This window comes from Flavobacterium sp. GW821-FHT12A05 (genome assembly GCF_058807735.1).
The window spans coordinates 340,916-341,534 of sequence record NZ_JBXAQY010000007.1; the positions used below are offsets into that span (position 1 = coordinate 340,916).

General features: G+C 42.6%; 1 protein-coding gene. It reads right to left on the reverse strand.

Features of this window, described 5'->3' with window-relative positions; all coding sequences use genetic code 11:
• Nucleotides 1-619 (reverse strand): hypothetical protein (locus AC1RRQ_RS17960; protein WP_493024395.1); only part of this gene is annotated, 619 nt, incomplete at both ends.

A 619-nucleotide genomic window follows, 5' to 3' on the forward strand; every position in this document is an offset into this window, starting at 1 on the left:
TTTCTTTATAAATAACTGTAAAAGGTCCAGTACCTGCAGATGCTGTAAAAGTTAATTGCCCTGTGCCTGTTGCACAAAAAGGCCCATTGGCGCTTAAACTTCCTTGTGGTAATGGATTAACGGTTATTGTTGCTGAACCTGATGTAAATCCCGTACTTCGAATACAAGAGTTTGCATCAGTAAGTGAAACTAAAGTGTAAACCGTAGTGGCTGTAACCGGATTAGTTGCAGCATTGAAAGGAGTTCCACTGGCAACGTTTGTTGCTGTTTGATTCGCTCCGCCGTTTTCTTTGTAGATAATAGTAAAAGGCCCAGTACCTGCCGATGCTGTAAAAGTTAACTGTCCAGTACCCGTTGCACAAAACGGGCCGTTGGCGGTTAAGCTTCCTTGCGGTAATGGATTAACGGTAATCGTTGCTGAACCTGATGTAAATCCCGTACTTCGAATACAAGAGTTTGCATCAGTAACTGAAACTAAAGTGTAAGCTGTAGTTGCCGTAACTGGATTAGTTGCGGCATTAAAAGCAGTTCCGCTGATAACATTTGTTGCTGTTTGATTCGCTCCGCCGTTTTCTTTGTAGATAATAGTAAAAGGCCCAGTACCTGCCGATGCTGTAAA